Raw genomic sequence first — 18,922 nt, forward strand, 5'->3', positions numbered from 1 at the left:
GATTGTTTTGTGGACGGCCGGTTTTTCAGGCTTCCGAATTTCGAGTATCTTGTAACGCCAAATACGACTAACTCAATTACAAAAAGAATAAGCAATGAAAAAAACGATTTTATCCATTCTAAGCCTTCTGCTGCTGGTTGTATGCGCAAAGGCGCAAAATGCCGATGTTTTAAAAAGTGACGCGATCAGCGCCGAATCGCAGGAACAGTATGCCGATGCAGCCCGGTTGTTTGAAGAAGCCCATGCTGCCTATCAGGCGCAAGATATGTTGGATACGGCTTGCGTCTATCGGGCCGGGATGAACTATGCCAAGCTGGATCAGTACGATAAGGCGAAGCCGCTGCTGGAAGAAGCACTGGCCCTGAATTACAACTACGGGCGCACGGCTCGTTTGCTGGCTGATACTTATTATGGGTTGAAGGATCCGGTGAAGGCCGAAAAAATACTGCTTGCGGGAAAAGAAAAACTGCCCGAAGAAGCGATCGAGTTCGACAAAAAGCTGGCTTATCTGTATTTCAATACGGCGCAGTACGCCAAGGCGGTGGAAAGTTTTAAGACGGTTAACGAGGCTGTTCCCGGAAAGAAAAACTACCAGTATTTGTATGGTTTCAGCCTGGAGCGCACTCAAAAATACGACGAGGCAATCGCCGTTTTTCAGGCTATGCAGGAGCAGTTTCCCGGCGATAAACGTTCGAAAAAGATGCTGGGCGTAACCATGTTCGAAAAGACTGATGCTGCCAACGAAGCGGAAGTTGCCCGTTACGAGGCTGCTAAAAAAGCCAACAAGGCCAACCTGGAATCTTATGTGGGCACCCGCGAACGCCTGGAGCAAATTAATAAAGGCTACGAATCGGCCCGGGTGATACTGGAAGAGTCGCTGCAGGAATATCCGAAGGATCAACTGTTAATCGGGTCGCTTTATAAGTTGTATAAGAAGCAATTTAAAGAAGATAAAGCCGAGCAGATGAAGAAGCGGATGAACTAGGGGGCATGCGCTTATGAACAGACAAGAGGCTGTTTAACCAATGGGTTGAGCAGCCTTTTGTGTGTCGGGCTGTGAACTGAAGCTGTTGCCGGCTGTTTAGCAGTTCAGAAAAGAACAGATTATGAATAATTACGAAGCACAAACCTGTGAATCCTGCGGAAACGATGTTCATTGTCACGGCGACCTGAACTGCGAGTGCGCCGATCTGCTGATTCCCGAGCATGTTCAGGATCTTATCGGTGCAAGCTATGACCGTTGCCTCTGCCGGAAATGTATCCTCAAGTTAATGGCCGAAAGGAGGGAATAGCCTCAAGCCACAAGCTCCAAGTACCTCAGTTGTTGATCGACGATTAGTGAATTCTAATCCATTAGTGCATAGGTCTATGAGTCCAGTGGTCAGTCGTGAGTCGTGAGTATTGAGTCTTGAGACAAGATAGCCAGGAGCACAGCAAGGGGGTTAGCAGCCTGAAAGGCTGAGCATCCGTCATCTCTGCGGAACTCAGCGTCTTCTTTGAGTTCTTTGCGGTTAAAATACGAAAACGCGGAGGACGCGGAGAAGACGCAGAGAAATCCCCCGGCGGGGTGAAGTGTGAGGCTTGAAGTGTGAGGCTTGAAGCTTGAGTTGCCAGTCCTTGTTGGTTCTCCCTTTAGGGAGTCAGAGGGTAAAAACAAGGACGGGCGATTTGTTACTGGTTACTGGTTGCTGGTTGCTGGTTGCTGGTTGCTGGTTACTGGTTGCTGGTTGCTGGTTGCTGGTTGCTGGTTGCTGGTTACTGGTTACTGGTTACTGGTTACTGGTTCATCTGGCATTCAATCCTTCAATCCTTCAATCCCTCAATCAGTCCTTCAGTCCATCAATCCTTCAATTTGTCCATCAATCCAGCCATCCAGTAATCTGAATATCCAGTGATCCGTCAACTGCGATTTCTTCCAATCGTCAATGGTAAATCGTTAAATTGTAAATTATCACTGGCTGCGACTTCTTCAATCCTTCAATCTGCGACAGCGACTGATCACTGTTGCCTTCCTGCTTTTTACTTTTGCCTTTTACTGCGCTTTCCGTAGGCATACCAGTACAAAGTACCCACGAAGAAAGCTCCGCCCACAATATTGCCCAATGTGGCACCAATCAGGTTGTGGAAAACAAAATCGGACCAGCTAACGCTTGAACCTTCGAAAATAGCCAGCGGAATGAAAAACATGTTGGCAATGGAGTGCTCATAGCCCAAGGCCACGAAAGTCATCACCGGCCACCAGATGCCGAGGATCTTACCGGTGGTGTGTTGGGCCGACATGCCCATCCACATGGCCAGGCAGACCAGCCAGTTGGCACCAATGCCCTTCAAAAAGGTTTTGTAGAAGGGATTCGACGTTTTACTTTCTGCAATATTCAGTACCGTTTGATGCCAGGGATCGTGACTGACCAGATCGGTGAGGTGCACCAAAAAGTAAGCAATAACCAGCGAGCCGATCAAGTTGCCGAAGTACACCAGCATCCAGTTGCGCAGCGGGGCGATCCAGCTTTGTTTGCCGCTGAGCACGTTGGGCATAAAATAAGCATTGTTGCCGGTAAACAGTTCCGCGCCGGCCATCACCACCATCATCAGTCCAACGGGGAAAGTAGCGCCGAAAATGAATTTTGCCAAACCCGGGTTGCTTGCTGCGATTTCGGGAATACCTCCGCCGACAATAATGGAAAGCAGTCCGCCGAAGGCAATGTAGGCCCCGGCGAGGAAGCTCAATACCAATATTTTTTTGACATTGTAATTGTCTTTTACGATTGCCGTTTCGCCGGCAATTTCGAGTATCCGTGGTGGTGTGTTTAAGCTCATCGTTTAGAAATTAGATTTTAGACAAAAGACGATCAGACAATTGTACATCAATGTCATTTCGCTAAACATTTGAAAAGAACGCTGTGTAACTCTGTGATTTCCGTTGTGTCACTCTGTGGTGAAAAATACAAAGACAAACGATTCAACCATAGAGATCCACGGAGTCTTTACACGGAGTTGCACAGAGACAACAACGATTTTATAAAGTCATTTTCTTTAACTCAACGGCATAGCATAACAAGTAGTCAATGCCGTCATTTTTCTTGATCAAATTATCATGCTTTTCAATTAGCGTTGTTATTTACTGATGACTTCTTTGAAATGCGGTTCGAGCATCAGTCGGGCTTGATCAATTTCTTCGGGGGTGTTTTCCCGCACATCTTCCAGCTGGTATTTTTCACCCAGCGCTTCCCATTTGTATTGACCCAATTTGTGGTAGGGAAGAATCTCAACCCGCTCGAGATATTTGTTTCCCGAAAACTGATCGATCAGCCATTGCAGGTACTCCGGCTTGTTGGTGTAGCCCGGAATAAGTACGTAACGCAACCAGTAAGGCTTTTGACTTTTCTCGCGCAAGGAGATCAGTTCAATGGCCGTTTGCAATCCGTTGCGTCCGGTCAGGCTTTCAAAGCCTGCTTCGGTGGTGTGTTTCATGTCGAACATCACGAGGTCGGAAAGCTCACTGATCAGCTTTTGCGCATCAATGCCTGCCACCGTCGCGTTTGTATCGATGTTGGTGTGAATGCTTTCGGCTTTTAAACGTTCAAACAGCGGAATCAGCCTTTTACTCTGAAGCAAGGGTTCACCTCCCGAGATGGTAACGCCTCCCCGGCGACCGAAGTAGGGCTTCATGTTCACTGCGCGGCGGACAATCTCATCAACCGTCATCAGTTGTCCTCCTTTCGTCTGGATGGTATCCGCATTTTGGCAATACAAACACTTCAGGTTGCAGCCCTGCAAAAACACAACCAGCCGAATGCCCGGTCCGTCGTGGGTGCCAAAGGATTCGATGGAATGAACGTTTAATGTTGGCGAAGCTTCAGTCATGGAGCGTGTATCGGGCGTTAGTTGAAAATAGAGGTCGTCCAAAAAGTACGGTTAACTTTATTTGAAATGATCAAATTGTATGCTTCGCCGAAGTTTCTAACCCCTAAATCCCCTGAAGGGGACTTTAAGTCATCCGGCATCTGCCGGAGAGATTGGAGGGGTATACCTGAAAAATACTTTCATTTTGCAGGGTGCTAAAGCCAGCAAATTACTTTTTGGACGTCCTCTTAGTTTATTTGTTTTTCGTTGCAATTACATGCTATCGTGGAAGGAGCGGGTGAGCACTTCCATCTGCTGTTCGCGCGACAGGCGGACAAAATTCACCGCATAGCCCGACACACGAATGGTCAGCTGTGGGTATTCTTCCGGGTGAGCCATGGCGTCTTCCAGCAAAGCACGGTCGAGTACATTGACGTTCAGGTGCTGGGCATTCTTGGCAAAATAACCATCGAGCAGGCCAACCAGGTTTTCAATGCGTTCGTCCTCGTTAGGTCCCAGCGATTTGGGCACAATGGAGAAGGTGTTGGAGATGCCGTCCTGCGAGTCGTGGTAGTTGATCTTGGCTACCGAGTTCAGCGAGGCAATGGCGCCGTGGGTGTCGCGTCCGTGCATGGGGTTTGCTCCCGGCGCAAAAGGCACTCCTTTACCACGACCGTCGGGTGTTGCACCGGTCTTTTTACCGTACACCACGTTCGAGGTGATGGTTAGCACCGACATGGTTGGGTTGGCATTTTTGTAAACCGGTAATTGTTTCAGCTCGTTGCTGAAATGTGCCACCACATCGCGGGCAATATGGTCCACGCGGTCGTCGTCGTTTCCGTATTTGGGGAAGTCGCCTTCAATCTGGAAGTCGATGGTCAGTCCGTCTTCGTTCCGAACAGGTTTCACCTTGGCATGTTTAATAGCCGAAAGTGAGTCGGCAACAATCGACAAACCGGCAATACCGTACGCCAGGTTGATGCGCGGGTTGGTGTCAATCAGCGCCATCTGGCCTTTTTCGTAGTAATATTTGTCGTGCATGTAGTGAATGATATTCATCGATTCGTTGTACACGCGCGCCACTTCTTTCATGGCAATTTTGAAGTTGGCAATCACCTCGTCGTAATTCAGGTAATCACTTTCAACAGCTGGAATGCCGTTAACGACCTGCGTTCCTGTATTTTCGCAACGTCCTTGGTTAAGGGCTAGCAAAAGGGTTTTGGCCAGGTTGGTGCGGGCACCGAAGAACTGGATGTGTTTACCCAATTCCTGGAACGACACACAACAGGCAATACCGTAGTCGTCGGAGCAACTGGTGGTCCGCATCAGGTCGTCGTTTTCGTATTGAATAGATGAGGTGTCGATGGAAACCTTGGCACAGAACTCTTTAAAGTGAAGCGGCAATTGTTGCGACCACAAAATCGTGATGTTCGGCTCGGGCGACGGTCCTAAGTTGTATAAAGTATTCAGGAAGCGGAAAGCAGTTTTGGTCACTTTGCTACGTCCGTCCATCAGCATCCCACCGATGGATTCGGTTACCCAGGTTGGGTCGCCCGCAAAAATTTGTTCGTAAGCTTCCATACGCAGGTGACGTACCATGCGCAGCTTCATCACAAACTGGTCGATGTATTCCTGAGCTTGTTCTTCCGTGATTAGTCCGGCTTGCAGGTCGCGCTCGATGAAAATATCGAGGAAGGACGATACACTTCCCAGCGACATGGCAGCTCCGTCCTGTTCTTTTACGGCAGCCAGGTAGGCCATGTAGGTCCACTGTACGGCTTCCTGTCCGTTTTCGGCAGGGCGTGAAAGATCCAGACCATAAGCTTTGCCCATCTCGATCATCTCGTGCAGGGCTTTGATCTGCTCGGCCACTTCTTCGCGCAAACGAATGGTGGCATCGGTCATGGGACCGGTAATATTTTCGAGGTCTTCTTTTTTGCCTTCAATCAACCGGTTGATACCGTACAGCGCTAAACGACGGTAGTCGCCAATGATCCGGCCACGGGCGTAGTTGTCGGGCAGGCCGGTGAGGAAACCCAGCGAACGGAAGGTCCGGATCTCGGTGGTGTAGGCATCGAAAACCCCGTCGTTGTGGGTTTTAGCATACTTCTTAAAGGTTTCGGCAATATGCGGATCGGGCGTATATCCGTGTTCTGTTAGCGCTCGGCTCACTACTTTGAAGCCACCATAAGGCTTCATGGCTCGTTTCAACAGTTCGTCGGTCTGCAGGCCTACAATCACTTCCTTGTCCTTATCGATATAACCTGCCGGGAAGGAGGCAATGGTCGAAACGATTTTGGTATCAACACTGCGCAGGCCTTTGCGAGCGCGCTCTTCTTTTAAGGCTTGTTTGCAGATGTCCCAAAGTGCTTGGGTATTGGATGTTGGCCCGGCCAAAAAGTGGTAGTCTCCGGTGTAGGTGCTAATGTTTTGTGAAACAAAATCGCGTACATCGATTGTTTTGTTCCATCGCCCTTCTTTAAATTGTGGTGTCGTCTTCATGATGTTGATTTTTATGCTTGCTGGCAGTCGAGGGGTGTGGATGACCGCGCCTTAGTTATCTGATAGTTGAAAATCCATAGAACGGGTGGTGACCCACCTGAAAGCTGTTCTCCCTTGTTGGGTGGATGAAAGGAGGTTTTTGAGCTCAATCAGTTCGCCTTTGCTGAAACTCAGCAGCAGGTTTCGGTGGTTGATAGGGATCATAATCTTAGGTTTACCCGATTGTCGCTCATTTTGTTGCAGCCAGTAATCACCATCGAGCTTTTTCATGTATTCCTTGAAATTCCGGTACTCCGTTTTGTTAAAGCTGAAGCTCAGATTCTTGAAATCGACATGAATTTTGTTGCAGCTTTGGCAGCGGTAAACCTTTCCGTTGATCGTTTGATTGATAATCTCTTGCTCTTCCCCACGAATCATTTGAATCTTTTTTATTTAAAACGATTCAAAATAACAAATGTTTTTCGACCTGTGCAATCGCTAAATGTTGGGATTTTTAGCTATGGAAGATGTGTGGATTGTCAGACTACTGGATTTTTAGATTGCTGGATTGTTGGATGGACAAATTGACGATTGGAAGAAGGCGCAGCCAGTGATAATTTACAATTTAACGATTTACCATTGACGATTGGAAGAAGTCTCAGTTGACGGATTACCGGATACTCGGATTGCTGGATAGTCGGACTACCGGATGCTTAGATTACTGGAGTGATCGACAAATTTAAGGATTGAAGGACTGATGGACTAGCAACCAGCAAAAAATCGCCCGTCCTTGTTTTACCCTCTGACTCCCTAAAGGGAGAACCAACAAGGACTAACGACTCACGACTCACGACTCACGACTCACGTCCCACGTCTCACGGCTGCTCACCGGCTGCTCAGCCTGTTCAACAACCCATTGGCCATCCACAATCGTTCCCCGCACATCCGACGAATCGGAGTTGTAGATGATGGCAGGTAGCAAATGCTCCGACCCTGCTTGTTGCAACACGGGGTTGTCGGCCCGGTAAACAACGGCGTCGAAAGAGGCACCAATACTGAAATACTTTTCGTTGTTCGTTCCCATTGCTTTCCGCCCGTTCACCAGGGATTGGTGCAACAAGGTCCTTCCTCCGTCGGAGAAGGTGTTGCGTTTGTGGCTCACCAGCCGTTGCGCATAATCCATCCAACGAAAATCTTCGAGCGGGTTGAGGCTGATATGGCTGTCGGTTCCGATTGACCAGTTGCCGCCTGCAGCGTGAAAATCGCGCAACCGGAAAATACCGTCGCCCAGGTTTCCCTCGGTTCCCGGGCAAAGCACGACGTTGGCTTTTGATTTGGCCACCCCGTGCAACTCCTCATCCGACAAGTGTGTACAGTGAACCAAATGAAACCGTTCATCCAAACCAACTTTATCCAATAGCCAGTCGACCGGTGTTGTGCCCAAATGATTTTTACAGTCATCCAATTCTTTCAGCTGTTCTGCCGCGTGAATGTGAAAAGGTAAATCTTTGGGTCCCTGCGCAACCGTCGCGATAATATCGCAGGCATCGACAGCCCGCATGGAGTGCACGCCAAAACCCAGCTGCGCATTTTCATAATAGTCAACCGCTTTTCGGCTGCTCTCCAAAAGCTTGAAATAATCTTCGTAAGTCTTCGAAATGAAACGTCGCTGTTGCGGATAGAAGCTGGTTCCGAAATTCCCTTTCTGGTAAAAAACGGGTACGAGCGTGATTTTTATTCCGGCTTCGGCGGCTGCCTCGATCAAGGCTGTTCCTGTTTCGGCCAGGTTGGCGTAAGGTTTTCCGTCCTGGTCGTGATGCAGGTAGTGAAATTCGGCAACCTGGGTGTAGCCGTTTTTCAGCATCCGGCGGTATAAATTCAGTGCGACTTTTTTCAGCTCATCCGGCGAAAAGGACAAAGCGCAACGATACATCGCCTCGCGCCAGCTCCAGAAATCGTCATCAGTTCCGGGCTGATGTGTTTCAGCTATTCCGGCCATTCCGTATTGGAAAGCGTGCGAATGCGCATTTTGAAAACCGGGCAATACATAGCCGTCAATCTTCTCAAAATCGGTAAAAGGTTCACTCGGTTTAGTCTTGTTGATGGAGGTGATCTGTCCTGTTGAATTGACACCGACATAAGCCGGACTGATCCAACCCTCTTCGGTAAAGAGTGCGGTAAATTGAAAGAGTTTCATATTGAATGTTGGCGGATAGATGTTAGACTTTAGGAATCAGATTAGAAGATTGTTGTCGAGTTCTTGCAGTGTTTCGCGAAGCAGTTGCTGCAGTTTGGCGGCTCGTGCCGGATGATATTTTGTTTCGCTGTCATCCATGTAAATATCTTTCGACATTTCAAGCTGAATGGCGTATTGTTTTTGCTGAACCAGTCCGAAACAGCGAGTGATGTTTCCACCTTTGAATGGTGTATTTAAGCTCAGTTGATAGTTGCCTGAAGCGAGTTTTCGGCTGACCAGTTGCTCCAGCTCAACCGGAACAGTTGCGCCGTCAGCCGTCCCTAATATCAAATCCGGAAACTTCTCCGTGCGAACTCCTGGTACATAACGCCGAATGGAATGACAGTCCCACAGCAGGGCAACGCCAAACTTTTGGTGCACCTCGTCCAATAATGATTGAACAGCGGCGTAATACGGGCTGAAGTATTTCTCTTTTCTTCGTTTAATTTCTTCTGAGGAAACGCTTATGCGTTCGTCAGTGTAAATTGGGGTACCGTTAAAATCGGTTGCCGGACAAACGGACGTGATTACCCGACCATCGCTGTAAAGTGGCACGCCGTCCAGATTCCGGTTCAGGTCAATCAGCAGTCGGCTGTAGTTGGCTTTAATGGTGAGTATGCCCAATTCCTTTCCGAAAGCGTAAAGGTCGTCCACAAACCAATCGGTATCATCGGCTGGTAACATTTCGGTTTTGAACTCCTCGCGCAGTTCCTCCGGGATTTCAGTTCCGCTGTGGGGGATGCTCAACACGATTGGCGAGTGGATTTCCGCCGGTCGTGTGATGTTAAAAAGGTTATCGTTGTTGTTCATTAAATCAGGTATTAAGCTTCAAGCTGCAGGCCTCAAGACAGGATTTTGCTTGAAGCTTGTCGCTTTTTACTTGTGACTATAGACTATTTAAAATCTCGGCATCCACCAGATTTGGAATCGTTACTTTCAGTCCCGGTGTTTGCTTCATTTCTTCGGCAATGGCAAACATGGCTTCTTTGTTACGTGCCCACGAGCGGCGGGCAATGCCGTTGTTGACGTCGTACAGGAGCATCATCCGCAGCTTTTCATCAGCCTCCTCGGTGCCGTCGAGCACCATGCCAAACCCACCGTTGGTGACTTCGCCCCAGCCAACACCACCGCCATTGTGTAGCGATACCCAGGTGGCGCCGCGACTGGCATCACCAATGACGTTTTGCACAGCCATGTCGGCCGTAAAGCTGCTGCCATCGTAAATATTGCTGGTTTCGCGAAAAGGCGAATCCGTTCCGCTCACGTCGTGGTGGTCGCGGCCAAGCACAATCGGCGCTGAAATTTCTTTATTTCGAATGGCTGCGTTGAAGCGGAAAGCGATCTCAATGCGGGCCTCGCAGTTGGCGTAAAGAATTCGGGCTTGCGAGCCAACCACCATGTTATTGTTGCCGGCCTCTTCCATCCAGTGGATGTTGTCGGCAAGTTGCATTTTAGTTTCCGCCGGCGCTTTTTCGTGCATTTCGCGTAATACGTCGAGCGAAATTTGATCCGAATATTCCAGGTCTTTTGGATCTCCGGAACTGCAAACCCAGCGGAAAGGACCAAAACCATAATCGAAATACATCGGTCCCATGATGTCCTGGACGTACGATGGGTAGCGGAATTTACTACCGTCTTCGGTCATCACATCGGCGTTGGCCTTGCTGCACTCGAGCAGGAACGCGTTGCCGTAGTCGAAGAAGTAAGTTCCTTTGGCAGCGTGGCGATTCACGGCTGCTGCATGCCGGCGTAACGAGGCCTGCACTTCGACTTTGAATTGTTCCGGGTTTTCGGAAATCATTTTTTGCGCTTCCTCAAAACTCAAGCTGACCGGGTAGTAGCCGCCTGAATATGGGTTGTGCAGCGATGTCTGGTCAGAGCCAATTTCCACATGCAAACCAACTTTGTCGAAATGTTCCCACACATCCACAATGTTGCCCCAATAGGCGATCGATACAGTTTCTTTTTTCTCTTTGGCCAGGGAAACCCGTGTTACCAAATCGTCGAGATTGTCGATAATCTCGTCAACCCAACCTTGAGAATGGCGCTTCTTGATCGCTTGGATGTTGACTTCCGCACATACCGAAATACAGCCGACAATATTCCCGGCTTTCGGTTGGGCGCCGCTCATGCCACCCAGCCCAGCGGTCAGAAATATTTTACCTTTCGGACTTTCATTCAACGCTAGTTTCTTTCGGAAGGCATTCATCACGGTGATGGTTGTTCCGTGGATGATTCCCTGCGGGCCAATGTACATCCACGAACCAGCCGTCATTTGTCCGTATTGCGTAACTCCCAGCGCATTGTATTTCTCCCAGTCGTCGGGTTTCGAGTAGTTCGGAATCATCATGCCGTTGCTGATGATGACACGAGGCGACGATTTGAAGGACGGAAACAGCCCCATGGGATGGCCGCTGTACATGTGTAGTGTTTGCTCGTCGGTCATTTCGGACAGGTATTTCATGGTGAGCAGGTATTGCGCCCAGTTTTGAAATACGGCACCGTTGCCGCCATAAGTGATCAGCTCGTGGGGATGTTGTGCGACAGCCGGATCTAAGTTATTCTGGATCATCAGCATCATGGCCGCAGCGTGTTGTGACTGAGCCGGGTATTCACCAATCGGTCGGGCGTACATTTCGTAATCGGGGCGAAAACGATACATGTAAATACGCCCGTAATCCTTCAGTTCCTGCATGAATTCGGGAGCCAGCTCGGCATGCCATGCTGCCGGGAAGTAACGAAGCGCGTTCATGACGGCCAGTTTTTTTTCTTCAGCAGAAAGAATGTCCTTGCGTTTTGGTGCGTGGCTGATTGTTGGGTCATAGGCCCTGGGAGCCGGCAATTGGGCGGGGATTCCCTGTACTATTTGTTCCTTGAAAGTCATGGTGCTAGTTGATTTTTTGTCCGTTTTTATAAACTTGTTCAGGCTTCAATTTGCCCTGGTTGTATAAAATCTCCCGGTAATCGGAAGTCGGGAAGAGCATGAAATCCGCTTTTTGTCCTCTTGCGAGTTTCCCGCGATCGGTTAGCTTGAGGGCAGCAGCTGCGCGATCGGTGATGGCCGCGAAAATCTCGGCAGCGCTCAGTTTTTCGGCAGTGCCCAAAATGGCAGCCTGGCAGAGCAGATCGCCCATGGGGGCCGAGCCGGGGTTCCAGTCGCTGGCAATGACCAACGGCAAACCGGCATCGAGTAGTTTTCGGGCAGGTGCGTAGTTGCAGCCCAATCCAAGCGATGCACCCGGCAATACCACCGGCGCTACGCCGGATTCTGCGAGCAATTGAATTTCTTTGTCGGTGCTGGCTTCCAGATGGTCGGCGCTTACCGCGCCGTGTTCAGCTGCGACCGCACTTCCGGTTGCTGTAAACTGGTCAGCGTGAATGGTGATGTCGAAGCCCAGTTCTTTGGCTGCCTTGAAGTAGTTGGAAACATCTTCAGCCTGAAAAGCTTCCTGTTCAACAAAAGCATCTACTCGCGAGCAAAGATTTTCATCTTTCAAAATGGGGAATAATTTTTCAATTACTTCCGCTAAGTATTCTTGTTTGGTTCCGTCAAAGTCGAAAGGATGTGTGTGTGCTGCGAGACAGGTGGCGATCAGGTCTGCCGGAGTTTTCGAGTTTGCCTGTTGAATGGCACGCAACATCTTCAATTCCTCGTTCACAGAGAGTCCGTAACCGCTTTTTACTTCGCAGGTGGTGACACCTTCGCTCAAGTGACGGGCAATTCGTTTTAAAATACCGGCAGTCAGTTCTTCCTGAGTGGCTTTGCGCGTTTGGCGAACCGTATCCAAGATGCCGCCACCTTCGGCAGCTATTTCTAAATAGCTTTTCCCGGCTGTGCGCATCGCATAATCTCGGGCACGCGAACCCCCAAAGCAGATGTGGGTGTGGCTATCGACGAACCCAGGTAAGCAAACAAAGTCATCTTTCAATTCGATGATTCCGATCGGTTGCTCGTTCGATTTTGCTTTGAGCAATTCAAAGTCTCCAGTTTCCAGAATTCCGTTTTCATCAAACAGAATTCCTGCGTTTGGAACCGGTTGCAATAATTCATCGGCGATGGGGCCTTTGTCGGGCAAACCGTCCATGGTCAGCAATTCGCGTATTGGTCCGATTAAATAGTTCATTTCAGCTTTCGATTTAAAATTCATCAAATAAGTTGCTCAGTGATGTTTGGTAAGGCGCCGACGTTTCTTCGGAAATCTCCTTCGCCGTGGCAACCAAGTTGGCATTTTTAACCATGTCGATGGTGTGATGCATGTAGTCGTTGATCAATTCATCTTCGGTGATGTGGGGAACCTGCTTGCGAACTGCTTTTTGCAGTCCGTCCAAAATCGGTGTTGGTCGGAGTGGCGCATGGAAGTCGAGCGCTTGGGCGGCGCAGAAAAGCTCCAGCCCGAGGATGCGTTCCACGTTGTCGATCACCTGCAGCAGTTTGCGCCCGCTGATGGAGCCCATGCTCACATGATCTTCCTGTCCCATGGAGGTGGGGATGCTGTCGGCGCTGGCCGGGTAGCACAAACTCTTGTTCTCGCTGGCCAATGCGGCCGATGTATATTGAACGATCATGAAGCCCGAGTTGAGGCCGGTTTCTTTCAGCAGAAGCTTCGGCACTCCGGGAAAGTTGCCCATGAGTGACAAATAGATGCGCCGGTCGGAAATGTTCCCGATTTCGGAGGCGGCCAGGCAGGCGTAGTCCATGGGCATGGCGATGGGCTGCCCGTGGAAGTTTCCGCCACTGATTGTGGAGCCGTCTTCAAACACAATCGGGTTGTCGGTCACCGAGTTAATTTCAATTTCAATGGTTTCTTTCAGGTGCAGCCAGGCATTCCACGATGCTCCGTGAACTTGCGGCATACAGCGCAAAGAGTAGGGATCCTGAACGCGGGTGCAGTGTTCGTGCGAATGTACAATGTCGGAATTCGTCAGCAGGTTGTTGACCGTTTCTGCTGTGTGGCGGTTTCCTTTGAATGGACGGATTTCGTGCAATTGTGGCAGGAACGGGCGGGCCGATCCGGTCAAACCTTCGATCATCATCGCGCTAATCAGGTCGGCCGAGGCAATCAGATTCTGCATTTTGATGATGGCGACAACCGCATGGGCGGCCATGAACTGCGTGCCGTTAATCAGTGCCAAACCTTCCTTGCCATTCAATTGGTGTGGTTCCTGACCGAGTTCTTTTAAAACCTCGGAAGTTTCCCGCCGTTGGCCTTTGTAATCCACTTTCCCCAATCCAATAAGTGGCAGAAACAAGTGGGACAGCGGAGCTAAATCGCCCGATGCGCCAACCGAGCCCTGTTTGGGGACAACCGGGGTGACACCGCGGTCGATGTGCCAGATGATACGATCGAGGGTTGCTTCCTGGATGCCCGAAAAACCTTTGGCCAGGGCGTGAACTTTCAAAACCAGCATGATGGCTGCTATGGAAGTCGGGATTGGATCGCCGGTTCCAACGGCATGGCTTTTCAAAATGTTTTCCTGCAGCTTCTTGGTGTCGGGCGCAGAAACCCGCGTTGTACAAAGCGGGCCGAAGCCGGTGTTGATCCCGTAAACTGCCCGGTCGGATTGGATGATCTCTTCTACAATTTGTTGCGATTTTCGGACGCGTTCTCTTGTTGCCGGACTTAAAATGCCCTTCAGTTCGCCGCTGCTCAATGCCAGCGCTTTCGAAGCGGTCATGAAATCTTCGCCATAATGAAATACCTCTGTCGACATATCTAATGTTTTTCTTTTAGTTCAACTTCAATTGTTTATACGTTCAGGAATTCGTTGGATGCAGGAAGGTCGCATATTGATAATTCAAAATTACGGCTTATATTTGATAATTATAAATACCAATTTTGTCAATAAATAATAACTGTGGGTTATCAAATTGAATTGCGGCATTTGCGTTATTTCCAGGTTTTGGCTGAAGAGCTGCGTTTTCGGAAGGCTGCCGAGCGCCTGTATATTTCGCAGCCCGGCTTGACGCGCCAGATCAAACAAATGGAAGAGTTGTACGGTGTGCAATTGTTTGAGCGGACGAAGCGTAACGTAGAACTGACGCCGGCAGGGAAGTTTCTGAAGGAGGAGGTGGACTTCATTTTTAACCACCTGAACATGGTGCAGCATCATCTGGAGAGCATCGGGATGGGAAAGGAGGCGGAACTTCGCATTGGTTTCATCGGATCGGCGGCGCAAAAGGTGATTCCGGACTTATTGCTCAATTTGAAACAGCAGTTTCCGGATATTCAGGCGGTGTTGGAAGAAATGTCGAACAGTCTGCAATTGGAAATGTTGCTGAAGCACAAGCTTGATCTGGGCTTTGTTCGCATGCCGAATGTGCCTGTTGGAATCAAAAAACTGCAGGTTTCAGAAGAATCTTTTGCCGTGGTTTTGCCCGAGAATCATCCGCTGAATAGCGATAATTTTGAAAGCTTGACCCAATTGAAGGACGAGCAGTTCATTCTGTTTTCGAGTGAATACAGTTCGTACTACTACGATTTGATCATGAGCATTTTTGAGGATCATGGTTTTCAACCCAAAGTTCCCCATAAGTCGGTGAATGCCCTGACGATTTTCAAACTGGTGGAAGAGGGCATCGGCATTGCGATTGTGCCGAGTTCGTTGCAGGAAGGTTACGATTTGAAGATCAAGCAAATTCCGCTGGATAAACTTCGGCAGCGCACCGGTTTGTATGCTGTTTGGAAGGAAAATAACCGCAATCCGGCGCTGAAGAATGCACTGAAATCGTTGACTGATGAATAAAAGAAAGAGGTTGTCTCAAAAATCTGAAGAGTTTTTCCTAAACTATCAAATTGTAAGTCCATTTAGTTACTGACCCCTAAATCCCCTGAAGGGGACTTAAAGCCATCCGGCAGCTGCCGGAGAGGTTTGGAGGGGTAAAATTAGCAAGAGCTTGTAAATTGTAAATCTGAATTTCTCCTTGTCGACTTTTGGTACAGCCTCTTCTGTCCTGTATCGGGCCATAAATTATTCTTCGCTAAAATGCAATTGTACGTGTTTGATTTTTGACCGGTTGTAGGTGTAAGTGATGTGCAGGCTGCCATCCTTCGCCTGGATGATTGCCGGGTAGCTGAACTCACCTTGGGGCTGGTCTTCCAAGTCGTATATTTTCTCCCAGTTAATGCCGTCTTTCGAGGCGTACAGGTAAAGTTTGTTGCGGCCCATTTCCCACGACTCGCCACTTTTTAGCGGGTTGTTCACGAGGAAGTACCAGCCTGAAGTTGTTGAAACGGCATCGATGCCCGAGTTGGGGTGAACGATTTTGGTTGGGCTAACTTCCGACCACGTGAGGCCATCGTCGTCCGACCAGCTTTGCATGATCACATTTTGGTTGCTCCGTAGCAAAGCCTGAATTTTTCCGTCGGGGTGAACCAGCAGCGTTGGTTGAATGACTTTGATGCTGTCGTTCGCCGGAATATCAATTTTTGTCCAGGTTCGCCCATCGTTGGTCGAGCGCTCGATGTGGGCTTTCCAAAGTTCCGGCGTGTATTCAATACTTGAAGGACTCAGGATAACGCCCGACTTCAAGCTGATTGGTTTGTTACGAATGGGGCCGAGAATATTTTCGGGAAGCTTTTTCGGTTGTGACCAGCTTTTTCCTTCGTCAGTCGAATAGATCGACATTCCCCACCATTCGGTTGGGCTGGGGCCAACTTTGTAGTACAGGTACAAGCGGTCGCCAACTTCAAACAAAACCGGGTTCCAGGTCGGGTAAGTCAGGGTGTCGTTTACAAATCCGTCGGCTACTTTTTCGGGTGCCGACCATTGTTCGCCGTCAACTTTACGGGTGGTGTAAATGCACACATCGTTGGCCCGTTCGTGGGTGCCACCAAAGAAAGAAGCCAGCAGACCGTCTTTGGTCTCAACAATGGTTGAGGCGTGGCACTGCGGAAAAGCCGCTGTGTCGTACAGGAACTCGGTGGTTACGACTTCCAGTTCTACACCTTTAGCCGATGGTTTTGGACTGCAAGCGCTAAATGCCAGGATGATCAGACATCCGAAGAGATAGATTGGGAAATTCTTCTTCATGAAATCAAATTGTATTTTTCGGATTTAGTGTTTTTGTGGTTCGGGTATTGTGTTCTCCGGAGGTAAAAGTAATTGTTTCACGGGACAGTAAAGGTCTAAAATTGCCCTAAACGAAAAAAGCAGCCCGGTTGAGCTGCTTTTTCTGTTGACCCGCCAGGGCTCGAACCTGGACTCTTCTGAACCAAAATCAGACGTGTTGCCAATTACACCACGGGTCAATCATTCTGTGTCTTTTTGATAAAGACGCGGCAAAAATAGATCTTTTTTTTTATTCTGCAAATTCAGTCCGTAAAATTAGTTGGAAAACCAGTAACAGTGCCGGGTGGGGGACTTGCAATTGGCGACCATCCGGGCTGTTGGCACTATTTCGCAATTGCGATAGACGATCGTTAGACCAATGTTTTTCAGCGTGACGAACTTTATATCGTCGTGGCGTTCCTGGCCTTCCTGAAAACAAAAAGAGGACTCCGGTATTCCGAAATCCTCTCGTTGCTTGGTTGACCCGCCAGGGCTCGAACCTGGACTCTTCTGAACCAAAATCAGACGTGTTGCCAATTACACCACGGGTCAATCATTGTTGGTCTTTTCTGTAAAGACGGATGCAAAAGTAGAGAAAATATTTAATCCTCAAAACGGTTTTTGAGATTTTTTAGGTTGAAGAACATACTTTTTCTGGCGGTGATTGATTTTCAGCAAAATAGAAAAACAGCAAAAAATTGCAAAATCGGGTCATCGATTGGTTTGCTTGCAGAGCTTTCGCAATAGCTTGGTTCCCCTTGATTTTATCCCCGGGCTGGGGTGTATCTCCAGTTCATTTTCAATTAAAGAAATCAGTTCCGGTTTCAATTCGTATTCCATTTCTGAAATTTCGAATAGAATTTGCATGGCGTGTACGCGGATGGCAATGGCATAGTTTGGGTTGGTAAATACCGAGAAGGCATAGTCGAAAAGTTTTCCCGCTTGTTCGCGGGGAATCTCATGCAGACTAATAATTTTGAGTAGGTGCCGTAGCTTGGAGCCGTTTTCGGTTGAGTAAGCGAAATCAATGATTGGAGGAATAAACTCATGAACCTGGATCGGATCTTTCTCATTGATTTTATCCAGCAACCAGGCAGCCCTCCAGTTCGAGGAGTGGCTTTCGCTGAAGACAATTTCAACCAGTTTGTGCATTTCTTCCGGATGGCGATGAAAATAGTCCGGCAGGTAACGCACGTCTCCCCATTCAATGATGAGTTGCTGAATTTCTTCCGAGGTCATGATCTTTGTTTCAAATGAAAGGCTAAATTTAGGCATTACACCAAAGTTATTCACGATGATTGAGGTTTGTTGTGCGTTAATTTTTCATCAGGGACGACTGTTGGCCGTGCAGCGGCATGCCGATACCGACCATCCGAATCAATGGGAGTTTCCGGGCGGAAAGATTGAAGTGGGGGAGACCGCGGTTGAATGTATCGGGCGCGAAATTCAGGAAGAGCTGGGCATCGTTGTGCGGCCCGAGGCTTTTTTATATCCGTTGGTGCACGATTATGGCAGCAAGCAGGTTAAGCTGTACCCTTTTGTTTGCCAACGGGGAATGCAGGAGCTGTGCTTAACGGAGCATCAGAGGTACATCTGGCTAAATGCCAGTGAGCTTGGGCAGCCGGACTGGCAGGAGGCCGATCGCTTACTGATCGCCTTAACCCGCCTGGAACAACTACATTGGTTTGGGCAGGATGATGAAGATGGAGGAAAAAAGCAGTGCCCAGCCCAGGATTGAAAGGGTCATGTAGGTCACAATGTGTTTCTTGCGCGAGTAATATTTTTTCAGCAAAAACGCGCCGATGGGAATGCTCAGTAAGCTGGGGGTCATGATGATGATGCCCCAAAAGCCGTATTTCTTCTTCAGTTTGGCAATCAACCGGGCTTTCTTGTTGATCTTTTGTCGCGCCGGTTTTTCCTTGGCTTCGATCATCCGGTGCAGATCAACCCGAAGTACTTTCTTGATGGCTGCCAGTAATTTGTGGTGATGCTGATAGTAGAAATGAATGAGATGACCGCTCAGATAATAGAAAAAATAAAAACCGCTGATGCCGCCAATGGTCACCACAATCAGGCTTTGTAAAAAATCAACACCTAGCAGCATGGCATAGGGGAAGGTGATGAAATATTTTACGGTAGCCATTAAGTAAATATGAAGTAGTTTGAAAACAGCAGCGAAACTCATACCCGACAATCCTCCTTTATATAACTTGAACTCAAAGTTTATAAAAAAGTTTGGCAAGTGGCTGATTTTTTAAGCGCAGATTTAGATTTGTTAACGATTCTTTTCCGACGACCTCCTGCTTGGAAGAT

At 48.7% G+C, this 18,922-nt stretch carries 16 protein-coding genes and 2 tRNA genes; 4 read left to right on the plus strand and 14 right to left on the minus strand.

The features are described from left to right. Positions 1-94 precede the first annotated feature (94 nt). Both C8N47_RS14630 and C8N47_RS14635 read left to right on the plus strand, forming a co-directional pair. A complete protein-coding gene (locus C8N47_RS14630; RefSeq protein WP_107823318.1) occupies positions 95-985 on the plus strand; it encodes a tetratricopeptide repeat protein in 891 nt (296 codons plus the stop codon). Positions 986-1,106: 121 nt separating this feature from the next. After that, positions 1,107-1,292: a cysteine-rich CWC family protein gene (locus tag C8N47_RS14635; protein WP_107823319.1), complete on the plus strand. Its 186-nt coding sequence runs from the start codon at positions 1,107-1,109 to the stop codon at positions 1,290-1,292. Positions 1,293-2,019: 727 nt separating this feature from the next. Here C8N47_RS14635 and C8N47_RS14645 read toward each other — a convergent pair. The 9 genes from C8N47_RS14645 to hutH all read right to left on the minus strand — a co-directional run bounded on the left by C8N47_RS14645 (position 2,020) and on the right by hutH (position 14,272). Next, positions 2,020-2,817, minus strand: a complete 798-nt coding sequence (locus C8N47_RS14645; RefSeq protein WP_107823320.1) for a formate/nitrite transporter family protein — start codon at positions 2,815-2,817, stop codon at positions 2,020-2,022. 297 nt (positions 2,818-3,114) lie between these two features. After that, positions 3,115-3,906 (minus strand): pyruvate formate-lyase-activating protein, encoded by a 792-nt coding sequence (gene pflA, locus C8N47_RS14650; RefSeq protein ID WP_211316158.1) that lies wholly within the window; start codon positions 3,904-3,906, stop codon positions 3,115-3,117. A 210-nt stretch (positions 3,907-4,116) separates the two neighbouring features. Beyond that, entirely contained in the window at positions 4,117-6,345 is a 2,229-nt protein-coding gene (gene pflB / locus C8N47_RS14655; protein ID WP_107823322.1) for a formate C-acetyltransferase, read from the minus strand. Positions 6,346-6,396: 51 nt separating this feature from the next. After that, a complete protein-coding gene (locus C8N47_RS14660) occupies positions 6,397-6,762 on the minus strand; it encodes a DUF6686 family protein (protein ID WP_107823323.1) in 366 nt (121 codons plus the stop codon). Positions 6,763-7,171: 409 nt separating this feature from the next. Further along, positions 7,172-8,521 carry a formimidoylglutamate deiminase gene (hutF, locus tag C8N47_RS14665; protein WP_107823324.1) on the minus strand — a complete coding sequence of 450 codons (1,350 nt, stop codon included), beginning with the start codon at positions 8,519-8,521 and terminating at the stop codon, positions 7,172-7,174. Between the two features lie 36 nt (positions 8,522-8,557). Continuing rightward, a complete protein-coding gene (locus tag C8N47_RS14670; protein WP_107823325.1) occupies positions 8,558-9,370 on the minus strand; it encodes an N-formylglutamate amidohydrolase in 813 nt (270 codons plus the stop codon). 76 nt (positions 9,371-9,446) lie between these two features. Beyond that, positions 9,447-11,444, minus strand: coding sequence for a urocanate hydratase (locus C8N47_RS14675; RefSeq protein ID WP_107823326.1), 1,998 nt, complete (start codon positions 11,442-11,444; stop codon positions 9,447-9,449). Between the two features lie 4 nt (positions 11,445-11,448). Further along, positions 11,449-12,684 carry an imidazolonepropionase gene (gene hutI / locus C8N47_RS14680; protein WP_107823352.1) on the minus strand — a complete coding sequence of 412 codons (1,236 nt, stop codon included), beginning with the start codon at positions 12,682-12,684 and terminating at the stop codon, positions 11,449-11,451. Positions 12,685-12,697: 13 nt separating this feature from the next. Next, positions 12,698-14,272 carry a histidine ammonia-lyase gene (gene hutH / locus C8N47_RS14685; RefSeq protein WP_107823327.1) on the minus strand — a complete coding sequence of 525 codons (1,575 nt, stop codon included), beginning with the start codon at positions 14,270-14,272 and terminating at the stop codon, positions 12,698-12,700. A gap of 144 nt (positions 14,273-14,416) precedes the next feature. On the opposite strand from hutH, the gene C8N47_RS14690 reads away from it, so the two are divergent. Further along, entirely contained in the window at positions 14,417-15,304 is an 888-nt protein-coding gene (locus C8N47_RS14690; protein ID WP_107823328.1) for a LysR family transcriptional regulator, read from the plus strand. Positions 15,305-15,529: 225 nt separating this feature from the next. Here C8N47_RS14690 and C8N47_RS14695 read toward each other — a convergent pair whose 3' ends face one another. The 4 genes from C8N47_RS14695 to C8N47_RS14710 form a co-directional block, all read right to left on the minus strand. Next, positions 15,530-16,591 (minus strand): sialidase family protein, encoded by a 1,062-nt coding sequence (locus C8N47_RS14695; protein WP_107823329.1) that lies wholly within the window; start codon positions 16,589-16,591, stop codon positions 15,530-15,532. Between the two features lie 145 nt (positions 16,592-16,736). Further along, positions 16,737-16,809, minus strand: a tRNA-Gln gene (locus tag C8N47_RS14700). Between the two features lie 276 nt (positions 16,810-17,085). Then, positions 17,086-17,161 (minus strand) — tRNA-Gln (locus C8N47_RS14705). Positions 17,162-17,320: 159 nt separating this feature from the next. Then, entirely contained in the window at positions 17,321-17,884 is a 564-nt protein-coding gene (locus C8N47_RS14710) for a hypothetical protein (RefSeq protein WP_170111409.1), read from the minus strand. A gap of 19 nt (positions 17,885-17,903) precedes the next feature. Here C8N47_RS14710 and C8N47_RS14715 point away from each other — a divergent pair, with 19 nt between their 5' ends. Next, complete coding sequence (locus C8N47_RS14715; protein ID WP_170111410.1) at positions 17,904-18,347, plus strand: (deoxy)nucleoside triphosphate pyrophosphohydrolase; 444 nt, start codon at positions 17,904-17,906, stop codon at positions 18,345-18,347. Here the strand turns inward: C8N47_RS14715 and C8N47_RS14720 are convergent. Then, positions 18,285-18,794 carry a hypothetical protein gene (locus C8N47_RS14720; RefSeq protein WP_107823332.1) on the minus strand — a complete coding sequence of 170 codons (510 nt, stop codon included), beginning with the start codon at positions 18,792-18,794 and terminating at the stop codon, positions 18,285-18,287. The genes C8N47_RS14715 and C8N47_RS14720 overlap by 63 nt on opposite strands. Positions 18,795-18,922 lie beyond the last annotated feature (128 nt).

This window comes from Mangrovibacterium marinum, from assembly GCF_003046625.1.
Classification (GTDB): domain Bacteria; phylum Bacteroidota; class Bacteroidia; order Bacteroidales; family Prolixibacteraceae; genus Mangrovibacterium; species Mangrovibacterium marinum.

Coding starts and splice junctions, on each gene's coding strand:
- C8N47_RS14645 (WP_107823320.1), bottom strand. CDS start 2,817: ATGAGCTTAAACACACCACCACGGATACTCGAAATTGCCGGCGAAACG.
- C8N47_RS14630 (WP_107823318.1), top strand. CDS start 95: ATGAAAAAAACGATTTTATCCATTCTAAGCCTTCTGCTGCTGGTTGTA.
- C8N47_RS14635 (WP_107823319.1), top strand. CDS start 1,107: ATGAATAATTACGAAGCACAAACCTGTGAATCCTGCGGAAACGATGTT.
- C8N47_RS14710 (WP_170111409.1), bottom strand. CDS start 17,884: ATGCCTAAATTTAGCCTTTCATTTGAAACAAAGATCATGACCTCGGAA.
- C8N47_RS14720 (WP_107823332.1), bottom strand. CDS start 18,794: ATGAGTTTCGCTGCTGTTTTCAAACTACTTCATATTTACTTAATGGCT.
- hutF (WP_107823324.1), bottom strand. CDS start 8,521: ATGAAACTCTTTCAATTTACCGCACTCTTTACCGAAGAGGGTTGGATC.
- C8N47_RS14670 (WP_107823325.1), bottom strand. CDS start 9,370: ATGAACAACAACGATAACCTTTTTAACATCACACGACCGGCGGAAATC.
- pflB (WP_107823322.1), bottom strand. CDS start 6,345: ATGAAGACGACACCACAATTTAAAGAAGGGCGATGGAACAAAACAATC.
- hutI (WP_107823352.1), bottom strand. CDS start 12,684: ATGAACTATTTAATCGGACCAATACGCGAATTGCTGACCATGGACGGT.
- hutH (WP_107823327.1), bottom strand. CDS start 14,272: ATGTCGACAGAGGTATTTCATTATGGCGAAGATTTCATGACCGCTTCG.
- C8N47_RS14695 (WP_107823329.1), bottom strand. CDS start 16,591: ATGAAGAAGAATTTCCCAATCTATCTCTTCGGATGTCTGATCATCCTG.
- C8N47_RS14660 (WP_107823323.1), bottom strand. CDS start 6,762: ATGATTCGTGGGGAAGAGCAAGAGATTATCAATCAAACGATCAACGGA.
- C8N47_RS14675 (WP_107823326.1), bottom strand. CDS start 11,444: ATGACTTTCAAGGAACAAATAGTACAGGGAATCCCCGCCCAATTGCCG.
- C8N47_RS14715 (WP_170111410.1), top strand. CDS start 17,904: ATGATTGAGGTTTGTTGTGCGTTAATTTTTCATCAGGGACGACTGTTG.